The sequence below is a fragment of the Shewanella sp. WXL01 genome (assembly GCF_012263345.1).
Classification (GTDB): Bacteria; Pseudomonadota; Gammaproteobacteria; order Enterobacterales; family Shewanellaceae; genus Shewanella; species Shewanella maritima.
Genome location: NZ_JAAIKQ010000002.1, coordinates 288,910 through 312,920, shown reverse-complemented (window position 1 = coordinate 312,920; position 24,011 = coordinate 288,910). Strand labels below are relative to the sequence as shown.

The window sequence follows — 24,011 nt, the reverse complement described above, 5'->3', positions numbered from 1 at the left end:
GTAATCACATAATGCGGATCTGTTTTTTATTGATAGGGCTGATGTTGAGCGTGATGGTCAACATGGTTAACGCAAACTCTCTTGAACAGTTGGAAATTCAATTTCGCGAACACCCTCAGCAGCTGTATCAAACGCTACTCAACAAAACCCAATACCCGCTCATCATTAACAATAAGCAAGACTTGCAGCAGGCCGCCGCTGTTACTGGCATGTCAGCGCCTGAGTTACATCAAAACCTAGTGACGCTCGCAAGGTTAACGTTAGAAACCAGTGTGGCGAGTAAAAATAAATACCAACAAGCCCAAACCCTACTTAATCAACTTGACGTACTAGCGCAATCAAACCTAGATCAAGCTATGGTGCTTATGCTGCAGGCAAGGTATAAGGCGAGACGTCACCAGGAATACAAAACTGCCATTAGCGAATTTAACGAAGCTCTCACTAAAGTTGCTTCAGAGTCTAGCCCACATGCAACCTTGTTTCGCTACATAGTCCATGAGCAATTGAGTAGTTTAAATCACCTGATTTACCGCCCAGTGCCTGCGCTGTCCCACTTGAATCATTTTCGCGATATTGCATATCAACTACGTAATGAGTATTTCATCTCATTAGCTGAGTCAGCGCTGGGGAAATACTACAGCCGCAATGATGACAAAGCGAAATCCCTGCAGCATTACAGCGAAGCGTTTCGTATCTCGAATCGCTTGCAATACAAGGCATTGCAAGCTGGCACCCAGCTCAGCCTCGCCCGTACTTATCGCGACTTAGAGCAATGGGACGATGCCTTAAAGTACGGCCATGATGCAGTTGCCACCTATCAAGGCTTAAACAGATTAAGCTATGTCGCTCAGGCCCTAAGTGCCATCGCCATCACATACAAAGGTAAGCAAGAGTGGCATAAGGCGATCGACTATTACCTCAACTCTGAGCAGGTAAATAGACAGCTCAATAACGAAATAGCGCTTGGGATTAACTTTCATAATCTTGGCGAAGCTTATGCTGAAATTGGTGATATTCAAGCATCATTAACGTCCCTGCAAAAAGCCAATGAAGTATTCCGCTCCCGTAAGCTTAATCATTACCTTGTCCACAACGAGCTACTGTTTGCCAAAGTCACTGCAAATGAAAACATGTGGAGCGCTACGATTAATCACGCTCAAGAGGCACTGAAACTCGCGACTCTGCAATCTCTGGATAAAGAAACCTTAGAGGCACTTGAGTATCTAGCCAAAGCCTACAAAAATACTGGTCAGCTTGATAAGGCAATTGCAGTTTTTGAGCAAATGATTGTGGTAGATGACAGAATGGAGTCAGTCGCACAGAATAAAGATAGCACCAGCGATCTCACTGTGCAGAAGCTTAAATTTGAACTTGGACTAATTAAAAATCAGCTTGATGAACAAGCCGCACATAAAAAGCGTAATCAACTTAGGCTTGTCGGCTTGCTTATCACCACTGTGCTGTTTTTCTTAGCCTTTGTTATCACCCTAAAACGCCAACGCTCAGTAGCGCGTAAATTGACTCAGCTAGAGTCTGAGCAGCAGCGTGATCCTATAACACAAGTGAAAGGTTACCAAGGGCTAGTCAACAAGCTTGGAGCAGCCAGTGACTCGCAAGCCCAGCGAACATTATCTCTGGTAAATGTGCGCGCTCTGAATAACGATGATTTAAATTTAGGGCTCACGGAATCAAATGCTAAGACGCAACAGTTTGTTGATCAGCTAGAGCATTTATTGCCGGTTTCAGCATACATTATTCGCCCTGGCGTTATCGCCTGTTACTTTAACTCTCGTCATCTACCAGAACAAATTCTCACAGCTATAGAACAAGCCTTAAGTCGAGTAAAAGAGCAGCAAGCTATCCCAAGATTCCAAGAGCAAGAAAGCAATCAGATGATTGCCTTAGGGCACGTGCATTTGCCCCTATTGGATAATCCAGATGTGTATGTATCACCACAACTGCAAATTGAAGCAGTACAGTTTGCACTAGCCGCGGCTAGTACTATTGGCTTACCCAAAAGCTATATTTCACTTAAAACACTCAATTTTGCCCCTGCGGCAATTTTCGCAGCGCCTCTTTATCTAAATTTAAATCAGGCGCTAAGTCGCGGCATTATTCGAGCTGAGTCAAACCATGATTTAGATAAAGTGAATTGGCCAAAGTTAAAAGTGAGGAATGAATCACTAATTGAGTCTCAATAAGGTGATTTTTGTTCTAAATACTTAATCCAAGGTACATTATCCTTACAACATCACTATAATGGTGCTAGACACAACTTTAGTTCTAGCTCCAAACGGATTTGTACAATTGCTCTAATTTGAGCGTAATATTAGTGCAGTAAAAGGCTATAAATGAAAGATTCCAACATCGCTGTTTCACAAATATCTTTGCTAAAGCAGAAATTAAATGCCGCAAAGACAGCGTTAGATGAGATAAGCAATGATCGTAACGATAAGTTTAAAACGCTCATTCAGTTTATCGGTCACTTAAGTTTAGCTTGCAAGGGGCAAAACCTAGAGCTAGACAACAAGTTAGCTAAGTTACGTCATAACCTGCAGAATATTGATTTATTTGAAGAAGCCCTACCCGAGCTAATTGATATTGAACGCTTACTAAAAAGCCAATATAGCCAAACCATGACTCAGCTCGAAGATAGCCGTGTTGGTTTGTCAAAAATCATTCGCCAGATCCAGCGTATCAACTCAACGCCTGACAAAGTCAAAAAAGAGATTAATTACTTTAAGCAAGATCTCAACAAGCCTTTTCACACAGTTTGGGATTACATTCCAAAAGTTGAAACCATTATTGGCTTTTATGAACAAATACTTGGCGACACCCTAGCAAACGCTGATGACTACGAAATTTTACCGCAGCATATTCAACTTGCACGTGAGCTCGCAGTTAAGATTTCTGAAATTGAATTTAGAAAAGACCAGCGCGACCAAATTTTGGTAATGAAAGAAGTGCTGCAAGGTGAAATTACCCTTGATGTGCTGCTTGAGTCATACCAAACCATTTTAGGGCTGCTACTTGATAATATCGCCCGCGAAAAGTCTGCATCTCAAGACTTCCTATATGCGCTAAATGATGCATTAACTGTGGTACGTGACGTTGTTAACAGCTCGCACAATAATAACCAGCGTAGCCACCAATTAAAGCAGCAGTTAAATAAAGAGATTAACCTTAGGGTGAGTAATGCCGACGGCATTATTGTAGATGTAGATGATGTTACCGACCTTAAGCAGCAGCTCACATCGCAACTTAGCTCATTAAAAGATGCACTATCGCGTAAAGAAGCACTTGAGCAGCGCGAGCAAGCGATTTTGAAAAAGTCGATTGAGTCGATGCGCAAAGAGTTAAATAACATCACTCAAGAAGCCAATAGCTACAAAGAGCAGTTGTTCGAGCATCAAAAACTGAATCTACTTGACCCGTTAACTCAGCTTGCTAACCGCACAGCATTAGAAGATAGAATGGATCAAGAGTATCGTAACCATATCCGCTTTAAAACTCCGCTGTGGATCGCGATTACCGACATCGACCACTTCAAGTCTGTAAACGATAATTTTGGTCACACCACGGGCGATAAAACTCTGCAAGTCATTGCTATGGCGCTGAAAAACTCATTGCGTGAGAGTGAGTTCGTCGCCCGCTATGGTGGTGAAGAGTTCGTACTCTTGCTGCCTGATGTCAACGAAGAGCATATTTCGCAGCTGCTAAACCGGGTGCGTGAGAAGATTAAAAATATCCCATTTAAGTTTAAAAATCAGCGTATTACAGTTACGCTTTCTATCGGCGCGGCTCAAGTAATGGAAAATGAAACCGTTGAAGAAGCATTTGAACGTGCAGATTCAGCGCTTTACAAAGCGAAAAACAATGGCCGTGACCGAGTGGTGATTGACCTTTAAGCCTTGATTTAACGTACAAATGTTTAACGTACAAGTGTTTAACGTACAAACCCTCACACTATTTACTCGTACCGCTAGGTTGAAAACTGTCAGGCAAACGTATTCGAATTTGCCTGACTTTTTAGCCTATATCGTTAGCTGAGGTCATGCCCGATCCTATCTCTAGTTGGCCTATCTACTGATCTCACTAACCTAACCCTATATCGCAACAGGGAGTTGTTATGATTGTTAAAATTAGTCCCCGTGGTAGCTTAGATCAGCTGTCGCAACTTGAAGTAAATCGCCTGCAGCAAGGCGTAAAAAGTGAGCTTTATCAACTGTATCGTAACTGCTCATTAGCCGTACTCGCCTCAGGGCTAATTAGCGATAGCTCAGAAGATCTGTTCAGTGAGTACGCCTCGTTTGATATCGCAGTGTTGCAGCGTGAGCGCGGCGTGCAAATTGAGCTGACAAATCCACCTGAGCAAGCATTTGTTGATGGTGAAATTATCGCAGGTATTCAGGAGCATTTATTTGCAGTGCTTCGAGATTTGATTTACCTCAGCAACAAATACGACAACCTCAAACACATTAACTTCTCCAATGCGACTCATATCACCAATGTGGTGTTTGATATCTTGCGTAACGCCCAGGCTATCTCACCAATGAAAGACCCTAATGTTGTGGTGTGTTGGGGCGGTCACAGCATTAAAGATAACGAGTACAAATACACCAAAGAAGTGGGTTATCAACTAGGGCTACGTGAGCTAGATATTTGTACCGGTTGTGGCCCAGGCGCAATGAAAGGGCCAATGAAAGGCGCAACCATAGGCCATGCTAAACAAAGGGTTAAAAATGCCCGTTATATCGGCCTAACAGAACCAAGCATTATTGCCGCAGAGCCACCAAACCAAATCGTTAATGAATTGGTTATTTTGCCCGATATAGAAAAGCGCCTTGAAGCCTTTGTTCGTATTGGCCACGGCATTGTTATCTTTCCAGGCGGAGCTGGCACGGCTGAAGAGCTGCTGTATCTTTTGGGTATTTTGCTAAACCATCACAATCAGTCGATTCCTTTCCCCATTGTGCTGACCGGGCCTGAATCCAGCGCCGAGTACTTTCATCAAATTGATGAGTTTGTTGGCGCAACCCTTGGCAAGCATGCGCAAAACAAGTATCAAATCGTGATTGACGACCCAGTCAAAGTCGGACAAATCATGAAACAAGGCATGAGTGAGGTAAAACAATACCGCCTGAAAACTGGTGATGCTTATCAATACCAATGGTCACTAAAAATTGAGCCTGAATTTCAATTACCTTTTGATCCAACCCATGAAGTTATGGCAAATTTAGACCTTAACTTTCAGCGCAATAGTGCCGAGCTTGCCGCGCATCTGCGAAAGGCATTTTCAGGTATTGTCGCTGGTAACGTAAAAACTGAGACCATGGCGTTAATTGAGCAGCACGGTCCATTTGCCATTAAAGGCGACCCTAAGTTAATGGCTTTGCTCGACAAGCTGCTGCAAGCCTTTGTTGAACAACAACGAATGAAGCTACCAGGCAGCGACTATACGCCCTGCTACACAATAATAAAATAATGAATAATCTGCTGATCATTGACGGACTCAACCTAGTTAGGCGCATTCATGCAGCCCTACCAGATGAAAATGACATCACTACCGTTACCAATAAAACGCTAAGCGCCTGTCATAGCTTGATAGGCACTCACTCCCCTAGCCATGTCATTGTGGTTTGGGACGGTGATGCAGAGTCTTGGCGCAAAAAGCTATACGCTGACTATAAAAAAGGCCGTAAGGCAATGCCTGAGGCTCTCGCTAAAGGGCTTAGAGACATTAAAACGTCACTCGCTGAGCAGCATATCCATTCATTAGATGCAGCGTCAGAAGCTGACGATGTCATTGCAACACTGGCTTTAAAAGTCGCTGAGAAAGGCAAGGTTGTGATTGTCTCGACCGATAAAGGATTTAGTCAGCTGCCGCAAAACAACCTGTTACTGTGGGACTACTTTAAAAAGGCAGAGTTTGACTTGCTTGCTTATGAGCAAAAGCTTGGCGTGCAGCAACACCAACTGCTGGACTTTATAGCGCTTGCTGGCGATAGCGGCAATAAAATCCCCGGCATTAATGGTATCGGCCCAAAATCTGCCGCAGATTTATTATCTAAGTTTCGTAATCTTGCCAATCTGTATCGCTCGCTGGATAACCTCGGTGCCAAGCAGGCTAAAAAACTTGCAGACGGCAAAGATATGGCAAGACTCAGCTACAAGCTTGGGCAATTACAGACAAACATTCCGCTAAATATTAATTTGAAACAATTTAGACTCTCCCAAACCAGCAAATAACTCTTTCGATGACTTGTAACAAAGTTGTTACTTAGGTAGCGTTAGCAAGGATAATTTTTGATAGTAATACCAATTGGTATAAGAACTGGATGGAACCGTTGTGATTAATAAAGCCCCTGTGGTCATTGGTGGTGTATTTATCGCCTATTTAGTGTTTGTTGGCGTAACGATGACTGTTTATGAACCTAGCCCTGATGATAGGCCTTGGGAAGACAGGCAAGAGCATAATGCCCGCCAAATGAGTGATTTAGAGTTCGGCTACACCATCAAACAGGTCAATCAGCTGCTTGGCAGTGCAGACTTTGTTGAAGCTAAACAAAGCGATGATGGTAACTTTAAATTGATGTATTACCGCACCCACCATCAAAAGTCTGACAGTAAGACCACCAAAGATGAGTGTACTCCACTGCTATTTAAAGACAGCCAGCTTATCGCATGGGGACAAGATACTATCGCCCAGTATATGGAGTTACCTGTACTACTTGGTTTAAATAACTAGCATTCAAACCACCGGCTTGATGCACTTGCATCAAGCAGTTTCATTCAAACTAGCTAAATCACAAACTAATTGAATTGCTGCTAAACGGTAATGTCTTATCTAGCCCTGCTAAGTAGTGTTTGATAAATGACGTGGAACCTACTTCCATTAATTGGAGGTATTAGCGGTTTCGGAAAAACTGCTGAATAGCAAACTCATCTGAAGCTTTTTGCTCTCGCTTAGCTTCAGCAGCTTGTGCGGCGAGGCGTTTCTTTTCAATTAGCATTTCGACCGCTTTACGCTTTTGCTGCTTCTGTTGCCAATTTTCTTGGCGATAACCAACCTGCTTTTCAGACTCTTTTACTGCGCTGACTTGCTGAGCAATGGCATCATCGATTTGTTTAATAAAACGATGAAACTGATGATATTGACTGGCACTGAGTGATTGTCCCTGCTGGGCACCAATTTGCTTCATGTAATCTAAACGATAGTCGTTAAGCGCAGTGAGCTGGTTTTGCCCTTTCTGCAGCTCAAGGCGTGCCGACTTTAGCTGCAACGAGGCTACCTCTTCTTCATCAGCGGCAATTTTTAATACGGTTTTTAATGGGTCAGGTTTAGCCATTAGCTACCTCTTACTGACACTGACCCGCGATTTGCGACATCATCAAGTGACTATCGTCAAAACTAATCGCATCTTTGAAGCTTTGCTGCAAAAACGCATTCATCGCTGGCTGTAGCCTAATGGCGTTATCTATACGTGGGTCACTACCTTGTGAGTAGGCACCAATGGAGATCAGATCTTTATTTTGCTGATACAGGGAGTACATTTGCTTCACCTTGCGCATTGAGTCTAAATGCTCGTCGGTGATCACCATAGGCGCAACACGGCTAATGGATGCTTCAATATCAATAGCAGGGTAATGGCCAGAATCAGCGAGCTGCCTTGAGAGCACCACGTGACCATCTAGAATCGCTCTTGAGGCATCGGCAATAGGGTCTTGTTGATCGTCGCCCTCAGTCAACACAGTATAAAACGCCGTAATCGAGCCTTGCCCAGGTCCGCCATTACCGGCGCGCTCAACCAGTCTTGGCAATTTAGCAAAAACCGATGGCGGATAACCTTTGGTCGCCGGCGGCTCCCCCACGGCTAACGCAACTTCACGCTGCGCTTGAGCATAACGAGTTAAGCTATCCATTAGCAGCAATACGTTATAGCCAAGGTCACGAAAATACTCAGCAATGCGGGTAGAAGTTTCACAGGCGCGCAGACGCATCAGTGGCGAAGTATCAGCAGGCGCAGCCACCACCACAGAGCGCGCTCTGCCCTGCTCACCTAAAATCTCTTCAATAAATTCTTTCACTTCTCGGCCACGTTCACCCACTAGCCCTACGACAATAATGTCTGCTGTTGTGCCGCGGGTCATCATTCCAAGTAGTACAGATTTACCCACACCTGAGCCCGCAAACAGCCCCATACGTTGGCCTTTTCCCACTGTCAGCATGGCATTAATTGCTCTTACGCCAACATCTAATGGTTCACTAATGGCGCGCCTTGAAAGTGGGTTAATGGATGGTGCATGACGCGACGCTTTTTGGTCGGTATTTAACGGCCCTAAGCCATCAAGCGGCTCTCCGCCGCCATCGAGTACGCGGCCTAGTAATGATAAGCCGACATTGAGACCTGACTGCTCGCCCAAAGGCTGTACCCGTGCACCAGGCAAAACACCTCTAAGCTCTTCAACTGGCATTAAATACAGTAGCTTGTCATCAAAACCAATTACCTCAGCAACAAGTTCACCAGCAACGGTTTCAATACTACAAAGGCTACCTACTGGTGCTCGACAACCTGTGGCCTCTAAGGTTAGTCCCACAACACGCACTAACTGGCCGCTAGCTACTGGGCGCAATGGAGGCACCTTTTGTCCAAACGTTTTTATCTTATTGAGTAGCTGATGCTCACGCGTTGCCATTAGTCAGCCTCTTTAGTACTGTCTGAATCTACATCAGGCTCTGCTTGCAGATTATCAGCTTGTGGCACTGCGCCATCAGCTTCAGTGCTTTCATCGCCAACGTCACCTTGACCATTGTGGGCTTCAACATCTTGAGTGTCAGCACCTTCTGCGGCTACATCTTCTATTTCAGCATAGTCAGGAGACTGCACTTGAGGAGCCTGTTCAGATGACGGTTGAATTGGAGGCTCAGCAGAAGGCTTAGCAACAGTTTGATAATTCGATTCAGCTTTGTATTCGTGCAATTGATGGTGCTGCTGGCTCAAGTTTGATTGCATTTCAGAAAATACTTGATTCATTCGCTGCTCTAGCGATAAATCTACGCTTGAACGCTGACTTTCAATGATGCAATCACTCTCACCTAACGCGGGGTCAATATCAATTTGCCAGCTATTTTTCGTAAGTTGCTGTTCGCTATAGCTTTCACTAATTAACTCAGCGTTTGCCATATTGACCTTAATGGTGACAGCTTGGTCTTTGATTGGCAGCGCAGCAATACCTTGGCGCATAACCGATAAAATGTGCTCAGGTTTAGTTTGAATTTCATGGCATACCACCGCTTTGGCAAGCGCCATGGCTACAGAGAGTAATTCGTTCTCTACTTCTGCATCAACAATCTGCAGTGGCTTTTCGATTTGCGCTACCAGTTGAGACAATTGCTCTAGCACTTGCTGAGCGCGCGCTTGACCTGCTTCAAAACCTTGTTGTTCGCCTTGTTCAAAGCCTTCTTTGTGGCCTTGCTCTAGTCCTTCTAGACGACCATTCTCAAGACCTTGCTGATACCCCTCTTGCTTGCCCGCTTCAAAGCCTTCCTTTTCCGCGGCTAGGCTCATCTCTTCTAGCTGAGCAAGCGTCAAAGGCTCGACGCTTTCTTCTTCGCTCACTTCAGGCTTGTGTGGCTGAGCTGCAACTCTACCAAATAGGTTGGAAATACTGGTATCAGGCTCTTCAGTGACATCTGGAAGCTGCCAGTGACTAAACTCTTGGTCTTTGGTCATAGTGACACCTTTGATGTTAACTCTTATGCGTTTTGCGCTTTGTTCTATACATTATTCGTCAGGCGCATGTTTAGTGATGACAAACTTTAGTGGCAATGATGAATATAGTAAGCCTACAAGAACTCTTCACCGCCACCGCCGCCAAGCATAATTTCACCGCTGTCACTCAATCGACGCGCAATCGACAAGATTTCTTTTTGTGCCACTTCCACTTCACTAATACGAATTGGACCCATAGCCTCAAGGTCGTCACTTAACAACTCTGCGGCACGTTTAGACATATTACCCAAAATTTTCTCTTTAAGGGCTTCATCAGCACCTTTAAGAGCCTTCATCAATACATCTTGTTGCACTTCACGTAGTAATGCCTGAATACCACGATCGTCCACATCAATAAGGTTATCAAATACGAACATAAGATCTTGAATTTGCTGAGCCATTTCTTCATCAGACTCACGCATGGTTTCCATAATCTGACTTTCAACGCCAGTATCAAGGAAATTCATAATATTTGCAGCTGCTTTCAAGCCGCCCATCTTCGCCGCTTGTGCACCACCTTGACCAGCAAATTGTTTCTCCATGATGTCGTTAAGCTCTTGCAGTGCTGCAGGCTGAACTTCTTCAAGGTTAGCAATACGCATCATCAAATCTAAACGGGTATTTTCAGGGAACTGGCTGAAAATCTCGGCGGCCTGATCGGGCTCTAGGTATGACAACACAATAGTCTGAATTTGTGGATGCTCATTTTGAATAATGGTGGCAACTTGGCGTGCGTCCATCCACTTGAGCGAGTCTAAGCCTTTCGCGCCGCTGCCCATGATGATTTGTTCAATCAGGTTGCCTGCTTTATCTTCACCAAGCGCAGCAGTTAAGGCTTTACGGACAAACTCTTCGCTGTTAAAACCAATCGACGAGAACTTTTGAATGTCGTCTAAAAACAACTTATGAACGCCAATCACCTTTTCTTGACCAAACTCTTCCATCGCCGCCATCGCCATACCGACCTTTTGTACCTGTTTAGGCTCAAGGTGTTTTAATATCGATGCTGCGTCTGCTTCGCTTAAACTCAGCAGTAAAATGGCGGTTTTTTCAATACCGGTAACGGAATCTGGGTCAAACGACGCAACTGCTTTTTCTACGTCTTGTTCGTTATCATTGCTCATCGTCTTGTAACCAATTCTTCACTACTTGGGTGGACAGTTCAGGCTCATTCGCAACAAGGGCGCGAATAGCTTTAATCATATCATCATCTTTATGCAGATTAGGGATTTGAATTGAACCATCATCTGCATAACTGTATTCCGCTTCTTTGGTATTTAACATACCTAAGGTATCGGCTGCGTATTGATCTTCAATTTCAGCAAGCTCATTACCTAAACGGGTTTCTTCTGGTAAATCTGGGCCCTCAGGGTTTAATAATTTGCTCATCATAGGGCGAACCACTAAGAAGGCTAACAGCAGCATACCAACAAAGCCAAGGCCAAACTTCACTGCGCGCCAGAACCATGGCTGTTCCCACATTTCAGGCTCTGGCAGTTCAACTAGTAATTGATCCATAAATGGCACAGTCACCACTTCTAACACGTCACCACGTTGACTACTAAAGCCAACTGCACCTTCAAGCAAACGGCGGATGTTAGTTAATTCCTGCTCTGTACGTGGTACGCGAGTGACCTGGCCATCCTCACCTGGCGCGCCAGACTTAAAGTCTACAGCCACTGACACACTTACTCTACGTACTGTGCCGATTTGCTGACGGGTATGGCTAATAGTGGTATCTAACTCAAAATTACGGGTCGCTTCTCTAAATGAGTCACCTTGCTGACGATTGGTTTCTGTACCGGCACCCGCTTCTTCAGGAATATTTGACTCCATTGGCGGTTGATTGGTTAGTGCGCCAGGAATACCGCCTACACCGCCAGAGGTTGAGTTACGCTCCACAGTCATTTCACTACGAACAGCAGGTAAGTCAGGAGAAAAACGCTTTGCAGTTTGCTCAACCGCCGTAAAGTCCATATTCACGTCAACTTGAGAGGTAAAGTTCTCAGGACCAAGGATTGGCATCAAGATTGAGTCAATCTTCTTACGGTATTCTGCTTCTTTCTGTTGGACTAGCTCTAGTTCTCGGCGGGCACGAGCTGATGTACCTTCTTGACTACCTGAATTAAGTAAACGGCCATTTGAATCAGTGACGGTAACGCGTGATGGCTCTAACCCTTGCACGGCAGAAGCCACAATATCAACGACACTATCGACTTCCTCCTGACCTAACCCGCCGCGGCGTACGTTCACAACTACCGTTGCACTAGGTTTAGATGCATTGCGGGCAAATACGTTTTCTTTAGGTAAGGCCAAAATAACTTTGGCGCGGCTGATACTGTTTAACTCTTCAATAGCGCGAGCAAGATTAAGCTCCTGACTGTGCTTAAGGCGAGCTTGCTCCATGCGCTGACTCACGCCAAATCCGCTGTCTTTACTTAGATAATCATCAGCGGGCGCTGCACTATCAACTCCGGCGCGGCTAAGCAGCAATTTTACGTCCTGGTATTTGTTCTCAGGAATGCTTAACACATCAACATTGATTTTGTATGGAATTTGGTTCTTATCCAGCACATCAAGTACCTGGATCATTTGATCCGTTTCCATCTTACCTAACGGGCGATACTCTGGCTCTTGCGCCCAGATCATAATAATCACAGCAACAGCTAAGCAGATAGCAAGGCCCAGGATCATGATCACCTGGCGCATCATGTCTACGCCACCCAGGCTGCCAAGTAAGCCTGGTTTGTTCTCTTGTTGGATACCTGTATCTACTGTGGTATCCGTTCCAACCATCACATCTGTGCTCACGATAATTACCTATTTAATCTAAATAACTGTCAATCACTGTCTGCCAACACCAACTAAGAAAGCCACTAAATGTGACTATACTGGCATGCTCATAATTTCTTTATATGCTTCTACTAACTTGTTGCGAACCTGCACGGTTGCTTCAAAAGCTACACCGGCTTTCTCACGCGCAATTACCGTGTCTGACAACGTCACAGTTGTATCACCCATATCAAGGCGCGTTGCCAAGTTTGCCGAGTTCTTTTGCAGCCCACTTACATTGCCAACTGCATCTGACAACAGCTGACCAAAATCAGCTCCCGATGTGTTGTTTACCTGCTGAGTTAATCCAGGACGAATGTTGGTGTCAATTGAAGGAGCAATTTCACCACGTAGTGATTGCATTTCTTGTAGTAGTGGGTTGTTGCTGATCTGCATGTTTAACTCCTTCGTCGATTAATTGACGGCATTCTCAATCTATATAGAGTTAAAGCAATTAGGATGCCAACAGAATAACTGTTGAACTTTTTAGGGAAGTGATTGTTGATTAATTCAGCAAGTGTTGCTGTTTCTTGTGAGGTTTAGCTACACAAAGAGAATAGCCTGCTGCTGATAACAGCATACAGGCTACACTTATTCATATGCACTTAGGCAGGGATCTGAATACCCATATCGCGCATTTTTGCCATCTTGTATCTTAGTGTTCTGGCACTGATCCCAAGCTTTTCTGCCACTTGTTTACGGCTACCATTGCACTGATTCAAGGTCTCAAGAATAATCACGTGCTCTTGCGCTTTAAGCTCACTGCCTAGCGCTTCCACTTGTGGCGCACTCGTCAATTCTGCTGCGGGTTCAACCGCAGCTGGCACGTCAGCGCTATCGAGAATAATGTCGTTAGCACTGATTTCATCACCGACTCGTAAAATCAAGGCGCGCTGCACCACGTTATCTAGCTCTCGCACATTCCCCGGCCAGCGATGAGTCAGTAACCGCCGCGTGGCGGCTTCATCAAGTGTTGGCACAGGTGTGATTGCCAAGCGCTCAGCATGTTTAGCCAGTAAGTGATTAGCAAGTGGAATAATATCCGCGGGGCGCTGGTTTAACGCTGGCCAAGTCAGAGGAAATACATTGATGCGGTAGTACAAATCTTCCCTAAACTCACCTGAAGTTGCCATGGCTTTCAAGTCTCGGTTTGAAGTTGCCAGTACGCGCACATCAAGCTTGATGGTCTTACGTCCGCCTAAACGCTCTACTTCCCGCTCTTGCAAAACTCGGAGCAGTTTTGCTTGTAGACCCAATTCCATCTCAGAGATTTCATCAAGCAGTAAAGTTCCGCCATGGGCTTGCTCGAATTTACCAGGACAGGCTTGATAAGCACCGGTAAAAGCGCCCTTCTCGTAGCCAAATAACGTCGCCTCAAGCATGTTTTCAGGAATAGCCGCACAGTTAATAGCTACAAACGGCGCTTCATGACGTGGGCTGTTGTCGTGAATATAACGCGCCATCACCTCTTTACCCGAACCACTAGGCCCCATGATCATCACTGACGCATCTGAGCTAGCAACACGTTTAGCTAAATTCAGCAATGCCAAAGATTTATCATCTGCCGCTACCGGTTGCCCAGAGTTGTCATTAAGGGGTAAGTAGCGTGACACCTGATTCAGTAATACTTCTGGTGCAAACGGCTTGGCGAGGTAATCTACCGCACCTTGCTTAATCGCTTCTACCGCGCTGTCAATGGTGGCAAATGCGGTCATCAACAACATCGGCGTTTTAGGGTGATGTTGCTGTAAATAATTCAGCAAACCTAAACCACCAATACCTGGCATTTGTACGTCGCTTATCACCATATCAAAGGTATTTTGCTTTAGCGCCATAATCGCTTCTTCAGCACTAGCAACATCAACGCACTCATATTGAGCGAGCATTAGGGTATCAAGTAATGCCTCACGTAAAGATGCATCATCTTCAACTAACAGTAATTTCGCTTCAGGCATCTTGTCCTCCTTGACGAGCATTTTGCTTATTAAAGGTTAGTCGGAAATGACAGCCCTCGCCCGGTTTGCTTTTAAGTTGAATATCACCTTGATGATTACGCACTACTGATTGCACCACGGCTAAGCCGAGGCCTGTACCTTGTGACTTTGTGGTGAAGAAAGGCTCTAAAATTTGCTTAGCGTTGGCACTGTCGAGACCCTTGCCATTGTCAATCACATCAATAAACACTTGCTGCTGATCTTCACTCGCAACAATTTTGACTAAGTTAGCACCGGCTTCCAGCGCATTAATGATTAGATTGTTAAATGCTGAGCTTAGGGCGCTAGCATTGGCTTGTATCTGGCTCTCACTGGTATTTTCAACGGTTAGTTCGCAACTATGCTTAAGCGCAATCGGCTCACAGTTATCCATAACACGCTCAATCAGCTGACCTAGCGTCACTGTATCAGCTAGTTCATCCTGGCGACCTTTAGCCATTAGCAGCATGTCATTTACTTGGCGCTCGAGCTCATTTAATCGGTCGACAAGTTTGATTTGAAAACGCTGCTTGGCGGATTCTGTTAGTTTAGGACTACCAAGATTTGATGCATACAGCAACGCTGCAGACAATGGCGTGCGCACCTGATGAGCCAATGATGCTACCATTTTTCCTAGCGCAGATAGGCGTTGCATGTGTGATAAATTCTTTTGGAGTAAGCGAGTTTCTGTTAAGTCTGTTAACACTATCAACTGGCCAGGCTCTGGAGTCAGAGGGGTAATCGCCAATTTAACCCTGCGGCCATTTTTCAGCGACACCTCATGACCATCGTCTTTTTGCGGCGCAAATGAGCGATTGATAACATCAAACCACTTTGCCCCTTGCAATGGCCTACCTAACAATTCCGTTGCAACTGGGTTAGCGAGTGTTACTACACCATTACCATCAATAATGACCACTCCAGACGGCATAGCCTGAAGAATGTGCGCCATTTGATTAGACATATTCGCCGCCTCTTTTAAGGTAGAAATAGTCATACTTGCATCCGTGCTTGGTGCTTCAACTGATTGACAATCCACTTGCCTAAGCGCTGCCTGAGGCTGCTTATCATTGTTCGATTGATATTCAGTGATAGCTTGAGCTGAATACATGGAAACTCCGTCAAAAGATTTACGTTTGACGTTACTCTGCACGTATCATGCCAATGGTTAATGTTCGCTAACACGCTAATTCATATTAGCCCCAGTGAGATCTGAAATAGTGCCAGAGCAAACACTAAGCAATATTCAAATCAAAAACTCGCGGCAAAGCCAAACCTCAGCTCATATTAAAGCAGATGTGTCGATTAATTTAATTTGCAATAAAGCTTAAAGAATGACTGCTGAAGGCTAATAGAAGTCAGCACTTGCGCTGTTAAGCCTAGTTCAGTTAGCTTAATTTAGCTCAGCTTTGACAAGGATAAAAGCCGGCGCTCAGGTACAAAAAAACCTGCTGCTGCAGGTTTTTATTTAAAGCACCAATTTAGGCTTAGTCTTTGCCCATGCCATACTTTCGCATTTTCTCAACTAGAGTGGTACGGCGGATACCAAGCATTTCTGCGGCCCTAGCAACGACACTATCTTGTTGCTCAAGCGCTTGACGGATCATGTCGATCTCTAACTCTGCAAGTAAATCTTTCAGATTCACCCCTTCTGGAGGAAGCTCTGTAGGGAAACGAGTCTCAGGGATCTCAACAGGCTCTTCATCATTAAAGATTGAAGCCAATGCATCTCGTTCAAGTTGCTCTTCACTGACCTCAACAGAGTACTCTGGTACGTCAATATGGCGATACTTCCTTGGCAAATCGTTAACATCAACTAGACCACCAGGGTACAGAATAGTTAAACGCTCAACCAAATTAGATAATTCGCGCACATTGCCTGACCAGGTATGCTCTTTAAGTGATTCAATCGCACGTTGAGTAAAACGAACCTTACCACGACCTTCATTAAACACGCGGCTAACAAGCTCTTGCAAAAGCAGTGGAATGTCTTCACTACGCTCACTCAATGCAGGCATTTCAATTGGGAAAACATTGAGACGATAGTATAAATCCTCGCGAAACTCGTTTTCCTCAATCATGGATTCAAGATCACGATGAGTTGCAGCGACAACGCGAACATTAGTATTAATGGTTTTGCTGCCGCCCACACGCTCAAACACACGCTCTTGTAATACACGCAGTAACTTTACCTGCATCTGCAGCGGCATATCACCAATTTCGTCAAGGAATAAGGTACCGCCCTCAGCCAATTCAAACCGGCCTTTACGAGCTGAAATAGCGCCTGTAAACGAACCTTTTTCATGACCAAAAAGCTCGCTTTCTAATAACTCAGGAGGAATCGCACCACAGTTAACAGGAATAAATGGGCCATCACGGCGTTCTGACATGTAATGAATATTACGCGCCACAACTTCTTTACCAGTTCCTGACTGGCCTAACACCAGTACTGTTGCATCTGAACCTGCGACTTGATTTATCAAGTGGCGTACGTTGGCAATACCGTTACTGCGACCGACAAGGCTACGGAAAAGTTTGGTTTGATTACCACTGGTAGGAACTTGTTCTTTTTTGACTTGGCCGAACACCTGACAAAAATGCAGCAGCTCGGTCAATTGAGGGTAACTTAGCGGCTCTTCAACGATACCCAAAATATTGGAAAGTTTTAGCTCAGCTGCACCGAGCAACAAAATCGGTTGCCAAGGCGCAACAGAAGCAATGTTTTTGATAGATTCAGGGACAACTTCATCAGTTGCAATGACAAGAGCTCGATAACGAGCAGCTTCTAGCAGCTCAACCAACGCATCTGCAGTTATAATTTCGCACTGTTCTCCCAAAAACTCGAAAATACAGCACAAGCGGGAAACGCGTTCTGATGGGGTTCCGACAATTAAGATTTTTTGTTCTATTTGCATCATTCAGAAAGCCAAGCTTTAAAAAGTACTAGGTTTACGTTGAGTCATCTCTCCAGAGTAAGCTGAAGTGTTTAATAGTAATCACTATAATGTGACTTTCTTTTACTATAAAAATCCACTTACATACTGTAATTTAGCCTGCTCAACGAACCGTCATTTCGCTATGCAGATATTTCTACTTTCACTACACAATTCACCGACACTTACACATAAGTATTAGCATTCGGTACGAATATACAAATAGTGTATTAAGCTGAAGCTATTAGCAAGCACTGACTAAATATAATCAAACACTCGGTTGATTTTAGTTCAATTTTGCTCACTTTATCAGCTTTTTTAACGCTTTATGGTATGACCGTCAGATTACAGGCACAAAAAAAGACGCCCGAAAGCGTCTTTATTCACTAAAGCTTAATTAGCGCTATCAGCACTACTCATATGATGCTCATCATTAGGGATAGCATCCCAACCTTCTTTGATGGTACGTAGGATCTCTGACACATCATCGATAGCCTTCACATCATTATTGATGTTGGCTTCGGAGAGCTTTATCAACATAAAATCATACAATCGACTTAGGTTAACGGGGATATCTCCGCCTTCGTCCATGTTTAAACTGTTATTTAGTCCATTGATAAGCCCGATGGCCTTACCAATGAAAATCCCTTTGTTCTCAATATCATTGCGCTCAATAGCGAATCGAGCTTGCGCTAAACGCTCTAACGCCCCACTGAACATCATCTGAATGATCCTATGAGGGGAAGCAACTGCAATCTCACTTTCAAGGGAAACTTTACGATAAGACTGTAATGAACCTCTCATCTTTCACCTACCTATTTAAATCTATGTCTTTGTAAACGTTAATTTTTCGCTTGTTTGACTGACGCGTAGTCAGCAAGTCACGACGATGAATTAGCGCTTTATTGGCTTTAGCGGCAAACTCTTGAGTTAACTGAAGTTGAGCCTGCACCTCTTGTTGCGTCACATCCTCACTTTCGATAATAGCTTGTACGAAAGTTTGACGCTCACCAATAAGGTCTAGCAAGGTTTGTACCAACAAATCAGATTTTTCTTCTTCTGCTGGCGTGGTGTCTATCGCATCGAGGAGCAACCCAATCTCATGATTGAGCTGCCCAATATCATTATACTGCTGCAATTTAGTTACCTACTTTGATAACTCTAGTGGGTAGCTTATGTTAACGACTTGCTCTGGATAAGTCTCTAACTACCCATTTTTAAAATTATTGTGAGACGACACCTGGTAATGAGGCGAGCTTAGCTGAAAGTCCCGCGCTCTCGGCATTGAGGCTAGCAACAACAAGATCCATCGCATTAAATTGCTTGGTTAATCTTGCTTCTAGCTGGGTCATTTTCAATTCAAAAGCTTCACGCTGATCCGCTAAACGCTTAGTTTCTTCCGTATAGCTATTGTTACGAGAATCAATCAGACCACCTGATTTTACGTAATTTTCAGCAAGTTCATCAAACTGAACGGCCAGACCAACTGTGTCCTTGGCAAAAAGGTTTTCTAGGCTATCCATATCATTCTTGATGGTTTCATCAAGTTTACTTGAGTCTATGTTCAGCTTACCGTAACGGTCGAGTTCAACACCAATATCATAGAGCGCTGTGGTATTGCCATTACCATCGTCTACACGGTCGCTCACGATCGAGCGAAGTTGAGAACTTAGCGATCTCAACAACGAATCACCTTGCAATGCAGCAGCTTCTTCTTTCTCGGTGTCGTACGTTGAAAGATCTGTTATTGATTCAACCAGAGAGTTATAGGCATCAACAAACCCCTGGATATTTTCTTTAACGCCCTCTTCGTCGAGCCCAATCTTTAGCGTGGTTGTTTCGTTCAAATCTGCTTTGGTTAGCTCTAACGTCACCCCAGATATTGCATTACTGACTTCGTTGGTTTGCGACGTAAGTTTTTGTCCATCAATATGAACAATGGAGTTTTGCGCAGCTTGAACTTCAGTCAGGTTCGCACCATTAAACATATCAGATAACCCAGTACCACTAGTATCTGTTGCATTAACAGAAATTTGACTATCTGTACCTTCGGTATCTGACGTAAATACGATGCGACTACCACCATCACTGGTAATCACAGTTGCAGTTACGCCTATGTTATCTGTCGCATCGTTAACTTTAGCGGCGATCGCATTTAGATCATCAGTCGCTTCAATATCAACTGAAAAGCTCTCGCTTCCTATAGTTAAATCAATTGAACCGGCACCAACTGTTTGCGCAGCATCAGATTTAAACGCACCACCAACTTTGTGGGATTTAGCAAGCTGTTCGACCTGAATTTCATAGCTACCAGCTTTGGCGGAGCTTGTTGCTTCAGCGCTTACATACATACTTTCGCCAGTCGATACCGTGCGTTGGTTAACCGAGCTACCATCTTTAAGCTTTTCCATGGCATCTTGGAAAGCTGAGATTTTACTCTTTAGGGTGCCAATTGCCGATACTTTGGATTTAATATTCGCTTCGGTGTTATCAAAGATAGCTTCTTTTGGCACTTTTTCTGCATCAACAAGAACTTTCACAATCGAAGTGATATCAAGACCTGACCCGATACCTGTTGCTGTTAAAGACATATATTACTCCTTTTACCCAGGTGTTATACCTTAAGGGTAAAGCCAAAAAAAGCGCCAAAGAACAATAGTTTGTTCTTAGGCTTCAATTTTCATCAAAATGCCAGACACTTCACTTAATTTTTCAGCTAAGCGCAGCGCCTCTTCACTTGGAATTTGACGAATCACATCACCAGATTCAATATCTTGAACCTTAATAACTTGTTCACCAGAATCTTTATCTACAGAGAATTTTAGCCCTTTTTGCATCATTGACACCATTTCAGTTAGGTCATCAGCTACCTGGGTTAATTCCTCTTGCTCTTGCTGCTTATCTTCGCCTTCTTTAGCTTTTTCAGCTTGCTTTACAGCCTGAATGCTAGATGTACGTGTTAGCTCTGTCGGCGTCGCCTTATCCTCGGCAGATAGCGGCTGCTTATTTAACTCAGCCTTATTTGATTCAGCCTGAGTAATAAAACTCGCCGCGGTGTTTTGTTGGATCTCCATATATCACCTCGCTTTAACACAATAGCCGTGCGCTTTAGTCAATCATAGTACCGGCTTAACGACAAAGGGAGATCCGTAAACGAACCTCCCTATCACAACTTTTTATTGAACTATCTAACTAGATTATAGTAGTGATAGTGCTACCTGAGGTAACTGGTTAGCTTGCGCTAACATTGCAGAACCTGTTTGTTGCAGTACTTGGTTCTTAGTCATTGCAGAAGTTTCTTTCGCAAAGTCCACATCTACGATACGAGATTTAGCATCTGCAACGTTTGCTTGAGTGTTAGCACTGTTAGCAATGTTGTGAGATAAACGGTTCTGAATCGCACCTAACTCGGAACGCTGAGTATCAATGGTTTTGATTGCAGCATCAATTTTACCTAGTGCTGAGTTACGACCAGCAGATGTAGTAACAACAATCGCATTTACAGAAAGTGTTGTTGCATCGGTATCTTTAACCTTAACAGTTACATCTTCACCATTTTGGTGACCAACCTGGAATGTTTTACCAGCAGAGAAATCACCCGTCATTAGTTTAGTGTTACCAAATGCAGTGGTATCACCGATTGCAGTGATTTCAGCAGCTAACTGAGTAATTTCTTCTTGAATCGCAGTTAAGTCGTCAGCACTGTTTGCACCGTTTTCAGATTGAATCGCTAGGTCACGCATACGTTGAAGCATGTTAGTTTGCTCTTGCATCGCACCTTCTGCAATTTGAGCAATCGAGATAGCGTCGTTCGCGTTACGCATACCTACTTCAAGACCGTTAACCTGTGAGTTAAGACGGTTAGAAATCGCAAGACCCGCAGCGTCGTCTTTAGCACTGTTAATACGAAGACCAGAAGATAGACGTTCCATAGAGGTGGCTAATGCACTGTTAGAACTGTTCAAGTTTTTCTGGGCTTTTAATGATGTTACGTTAGTGTTTACTGTAATAGCCATGATGTTTTTCCTCTATAAAATTACCTGACTTAAAACTTAAGCCTGTTTGCTGTTTAAGCTGAGCAAGTCAGGCATTTCTTACTGGTTACAGTATATTTAACGGCCAGGTATTATTTTGCTTTAGGAAAATTTTAAAAAAAATTGCTATTTTTCACTCACAATCGTTAACATCACATATAAATCAATAGGTTAAGAATCAATTTTTTGTGCTAAAAATGATCAAAACACCTCATTTTTAACCAAAATCCCTCGCAAAATAAGGCAAAGGAAAGATCAGTTCCACAAAACAAAAGCCCTTCTACCAATAAGCAAAAGGGCTCACATCAGCAATAGAACAAATACAGTCACCTATCGCCGTCAGAACTGGCTAGTCTTTATATTAGCCAAGTAATGACAATGCTACCTGAGGTAACTGGTTCGCTTGCGCAAGCATTGACGAGCCCGTTTGCTGTAGCACCTGATTCTTCGTCATCTGAGATGTTTCTTTGGCAAAGTCCACATCTACAATACGCGATTTCGCATCTGCAACGTTTGCTTGAGTATTAGCGCTGTTAGCAATGTTGTGCGATAAACGGTTTTGCACCGCACCCAAGTCTGCGCGCTGGGTATCAATCTTGTTAATTGCCGCATCAATTTTACCTAATGCAGAGTTACGGCCAGCTGAAGTGGTAATATTCACAGTATTAACCGACAGCGTTGTTGAGTTGTTGGTGTTTACTGTCACAGTGACATCTTCAGCTTCTTGGTGACCAACCTGGAATAGCTTACCGCCAGAGAAGTCACCAGTCATTAGCTTAGTATTACCAAACGCTGTTGAGTTACCGATCGCAGTGATCTCTGTTACCAGCTGAGTGATCTCTTCTTGGATAGACGTTAAGTCATCCGCACTGTTTGCACCGTTTTCGGCCTGAATTGATAGGTCACGCATACGTTGCAACATGTTGGTTTGTTCTTGCATCGCGCCTTCGGCGATTTGCGCAATCGAAATCGCATCATTCGCGTTACGCATACCCACTTCAAGACCGCGAACCTGGGAGTTAAGGCGGTTAGAGATAGCTAGACCTGCCGCATCGTCTTTTGCGCTGTTAATACGCATACCACTCGACAAACGTTCCATAGAAGTCGCCAATGCGCTACTTGATTGGTTTAGGTTTTTCTGCGCCTTCATTGACGTAACGTTGGTGTTAACTGTAATAGCCATAAATCTTTCCTCATTCCTAGTTTTGTTGCCAAGACTTGGAGCTTGGCTAAATCTTACAATTTAACGATCTACATCTACCTAGATGTAATTAAATAGAGACAGTGATCCGACTTGACCAAACACACTCGATACTGCATTTAAAGCCAATTGTTGTTTTTCGAATTCTGTAATCGCTTCCGCATAGTCCAAATCTTCAAGCAAAGATAAGGCACTAGAGTTAACGACCTTTTCTTCCGCATGGTTAGTTGAAATGCTTTCTAAGCTTTTCAAGCTGTTACCAGCAATACCGCGAGCAGTACTGACTTGATTTTGACCACTATCAATATTATTCAATAGTTGTGCCAAAATTGATTTATTTTGTGGTGTAGATACAGCATCAGGATCTTCAAGATACGCAAGTGCTTGATTTAGCGTATCTAAAATACTAACGGTTTCTTGTGGTTCTAAGGTAAATGAATCACCAGCGGCTGGTGTCCCTTCTACTTTTACCTCCATACCATTGATCGTGACAGGATTTGTGGGATCAAAATTTGGCACTGTGGTAGTCGCACCATTGGGATCAGTGATCTGCAGGTCAATCACCCCGGCATTATCGACGAAATCAAAGGTGTAAGTGCCTGATACATGGACGTTATCGTCAAAAATACTTGCTTTTTGTACGGTAAAGTCTCCTTGTTGTGACGGCAAATAATTGACGCCATAATCACCAAGCGGATTAGGTGCGTTCATAAACGCCGTATCACCCGGCACATTTGTGCCGATGGTGATCCCACTGCTTACAACACTGTCGCGTACTCCACTATCACCGCTGTATATAATTTCCCCGTTAGCATCAAAAGCGAAAGGCAATTGATTGACTTCGGTACCAGCGAACAAATAGCGACCAGACTCATCCTTGGTATTAGCAATAGACATCAGCTCATCAAGGCTTTGCCTCATTTCTTCGGCAACCATTTGCCGCTCGGTTTGCGATAAACTGCCGTTTGCACCACGTTGCAATTGCTCACGCATGCTAGCAATTAAAGTTTCAGCACTGCCGAGCTTACCTTCTGTCACGCCCAATCGGTTTTTGGCGTAATCGATATTCTTAACGTACTGATCAACAAGTGCATTTTGCTGCGTCAAATTATCGATACCGATCGCAGCGACGGGATCGTCACCTGCAGTATTGATCTTTTTTCCTGTCGATAATTGCTCAAGAATTCTATTCGTATCACTCTGCCTGTTGAGAATACTTGTTGTGGTTTGATGGAACATTTGTCCAGTAGAAATACGCATTGCTA

General features: G+C 44.0%; 21 protein-coding genes. 5 read left to right on the top strand and 16 right to left on the bottom strand.

The genetic code is table 11. The annotated features are described in order from the left end of the window. The first annotated feature begins 11 nt into the window (after positions 1-11). The 5 genes from G3R49_RS06555 (at position 12) to G3R49_RS06535 (ending at position 6,748) form a co-directional block, all read left to right on the top strand. Positions 12-2,201 carry a lipopolysaccharide assembly protein LapB gene (locus tag G3R49_RS06555; protein ID WP_167869082.1) on the top strand — a complete coding sequence of 730 codons (2,190 nt, stop codon included), beginning with the start codon at positions 12-14 and terminating at the stop codon, positions 2,199-2,201. A 150-nt stretch (positions 2,202-2,351) separates the two neighbouring features. Then, positions 2,352-3,908: a GGDEF domain-containing protein gene (locus tag G3R49_RS06550; protein ID WP_130597712.1), complete on the top strand. Its 1,557-nt coding sequence runs from the start codon at positions 2,352-2,354 to the stop codon at positions 3,906-3,908. A 221-nt stretch (positions 3,909-4,129) separates the two neighbouring features. Then, complete coding sequence (gene ppnN / locus G3R49_RS06545; RefSeq protein ID WP_167869081.1) at positions 4,130-5,485, top strand: nucleotide 5'-monophosphate nucleosidase PpnN; 1,356 nt, start codon at positions 4,130-4,132, stop codon at positions 5,483-5,485. Continuing rightward, positions 5,485-6,249, top strand: a complete 765-nt coding sequence (gene xni / locus G3R49_RS06540; protein WP_167869080.1) for a flap endonuclease Xni — start codon at positions 5,485-5,487, stop codon at positions 6,247-6,249. Before ppnN ends, xni begins: the two co-directional genes overlap by 1 nt. A gap of 100 nt (positions 6,250-6,349) precedes the next feature. Next, positions 6,350-6,748, top strand: coding sequence for a DUF3192 domain-containing protein (locus G3R49_RS06535; RefSeq protein WP_130597715.1), 399 nt, complete (start codon positions 6,350-6,352; stop codon positions 6,746-6,748). A gap of 160 nt (positions 6,749-6,908) precedes the next feature. On the opposite strand, the gene fliJ is transcribed toward G3R49_RS06535, so the two are convergent. The 16 genes from fliJ to flgL all read right to left on the bottom strand — a co-directional run bounded on the left by fliJ (position 6,909) and on the right by flgL (position 24,006). Continuing rightward, entirely contained in the window at positions 6,909-7,349 is a 441-nt protein-coding gene (fliJ, locus tag G3R49_RS06530; protein ID WP_130597716.1) for a flagellar export protein FliJ, read from the bottom strand. 10 nt (positions 7,350-7,359) lie between these two features. Then, positions 7,360-8,697, bottom strand: a complete 1,338-nt coding sequence (gene fliI, locus G3R49_RS06525; protein ID WP_130597717.1) for a flagellar protein export ATPase FliI — start codon at positions 8,695-8,697, stop codon at positions 7,360-7,362. Continuing rightward, entirely contained in the window at positions 8,697-9,749 is a 1,053-nt protein-coding gene (gene fliH / locus G3R49_RS06520) for a flagellar assembly protein FliH (RefSeq protein ID WP_348633916.1), read from the bottom strand. Before fliH ends, fliI begins: the two co-directional genes overlap by 1 nt. 98 nt (positions 9,750-9,847) lie before the next feature. Continuing rightward, positions 9,848-10,897 carry a flagellar motor switch protein FliG gene (fliG, locus tag G3R49_RS06515; protein ID WP_130597719.1) on the bottom strand — a complete coding sequence of 350 codons (1,050 nt, stop codon included), beginning with the start codon at positions 10,895-10,897 and terminating at the stop codon, positions 9,848-9,850. Continuing rightward, complete coding sequence (fliF, locus tag G3R49_RS06510; protein ID WP_167869398.1) at positions 10,887-12,572, bottom strand: flagellar basal-body MS-ring/collar protein FliF; 1,686 nt, start codon at positions 12,570-12,572, stop codon at positions 10,887-10,889. The genes fliG and fliF overlap by 11 nt, the downstream gene beginning before the upstream one ends. A gap of 87 nt (positions 12,573-12,659) precedes the next feature. After that, on the bottom strand, positions 12,660-13,001 hold the full coding sequence (gene fliE / locus G3R49_RS06505) for a flagellar hook-basal body complex protein FliE (RefSeq protein ID WP_130597721.1): 342 nt from the start codon (positions 12,999-13,001) through the stop codon (positions 12,660-12,662). Positions 13,002-13,210: 209 nt separating this feature from the next. Beyond that, on the bottom strand, positions 13,211-14,560 hold the full coding sequence (locus G3R49_RS06500) for a sigma-54 dependent transcriptional regulator (RefSeq protein ID WP_167869078.1): 1,350 nt from the start codon (positions 14,558-14,560) through the stop codon (positions 13,211-13,213). Beyond that, the gene (locus G3R49_RS06495; RefSeq protein ID WP_167869397.1) at positions 14,553-15,575 is read right to left on the bottom strand and encodes a PAS domain-containing sensor histidine kinase; all 1,023 of its coding nucleotides are present in this window, start codon (positions 15,573-15,575) and stop codon (positions 14,553-14,555) included. The genes G3R49_RS06500 and G3R49_RS06495 overlap by 8 nt, the downstream gene beginning before the upstream one ends. Before the next feature lie 490 nt (positions 15,576-16,065). Next, a complete protein-coding gene (locus tag G3R49_RS06490) occupies positions 16,066-17,496 on the bottom strand; it encodes a sigma-54 dependent transcriptional regulator (protein ID WP_167869077.1) in 1,431 nt (476 codons plus the stop codon). A gap of 408 nt (positions 17,497-17,904) precedes the next feature. After that, positions 17,905-18,315: a flagellar export chaperone FliS gene (fliS, locus tag G3R49_RS06485; RefSeq protein ID WP_167869076.1), complete on the bottom strand. Its 411-nt coding sequence runs from the start codon at positions 18,313-18,315 to the stop codon at positions 17,905-17,907. 7 nt (positions 18,316-18,322) lie between these two features. Next, positions 18,323-18,649, bottom strand: a complete 327-nt coding sequence (locus G3R49_RS06480; RefSeq protein ID WP_167869075.1) for a hypothetical protein — start codon at positions 18,647-18,649, stop codon at positions 18,323-18,325. 85 nt (positions 18,650-18,734) lie between these two features. Continuing rightward, positions 18,735-20,102 carry a flagellar filament capping protein FliD gene (gene fliD / locus G3R49_RS06475; protein WP_167869074.1) on the bottom strand — a complete coding sequence of 456 codons (1,368 nt, stop codon included), beginning with the start codon at positions 20,100-20,102 and terminating at the stop codon, positions 18,735-18,737. A gap of 75 nt (positions 20,103-20,177) precedes the next feature. Continuing rightward, the gene (locus G3R49_RS06470; RefSeq protein ID WP_130597727.1) at positions 20,178-20,585 is read right to left on the bottom strand and encodes a flagellar protein FlaG; all 408 of its coding nucleotides are present in this window, start codon (positions 20,583-20,585) and stop codon (positions 20,178-20,180) included. A gap of 123 nt (positions 20,586-20,708) precedes the next feature. Next, a complete protein-coding gene (locus tag G3R49_RS06465; protein WP_130597728.1) occupies positions 20,709-21,527 on the bottom strand; it encodes a flagellin in 819 nt (272 codons plus the stop codon). 379 nt (positions 21,528-21,906) lie between these two features. Continuing rightward, a complete protein-coding gene (locus G3R49_RS06460; RefSeq protein ID WP_130597729.1) occupies positions 21,907-22,728 on the bottom strand; it encodes a flagellin in 822 nt (273 codons plus the stop codon). A 78-nt stretch (positions 22,729-22,806) separates the two neighbouring features. Beyond that, the gene (gene flgL, locus G3R49_RS06455; RefSeq protein ID WP_167869073.1) at positions 22,807-24,006 is read right to left on the bottom strand and encodes a flagellar hook-associated protein FlgL; all 1,200 of its coding nucleotides are present in this window, start codon (positions 24,004-24,006) and stop codon (positions 22,807-22,809) included. Positions 24,007-24,011 lie beyond the last annotated feature (5 nt).